Source organism: uncultured Maribacter sp., from assembly GCF_947500985.1.
In the GTDB taxonomy this organism is placed as follows: domain Bacteria; phylum Bacteroidota; class Bacteroidia; order Flavobacteriales; family Flavobacteriaceae; genus Maribacter.
This window is the reverse complement of sequence record NZ_CANMTX010000039.1, coordinates 1-221: the sequence shown is the minus strand read 5'-3', so window position 1 is coordinate 221 and position 221 is coordinate 1. Positions and strand designations below refer to the sequence as shown.

At 48.9% G+C, this 221-nt stretch carries 1 pseudogene; it reads left to right on the top strand.

Annotated elements, in window-relative coordinates:
- Positions 1 to 221: pseudogene (locus tag Q0871_RS18675) on the top strand (hypothetical protein); the annotation flags it as partial.

The following is a 221-nucleotide window of genomic DNA, read 5'->3' as shown; positions in this document are numbered from 1 at the left end:
GCTATTTGGGCAGCAGCAGATTGTGATGCAGATGGTGTAACCAATGGCACGGAAGATACCAACGGTACAGATCCATACAATACAGATACCGATGGGGATGGTGTTCCTGACAATACCGATGTTGATCCTCTAGATCCATGTAGCCCAACGCAAGCTGCAGGGTACACAGGATACGATGCTACCAATGCTATTTGGGCAGCAGCAGATTGTGATGCAGATGG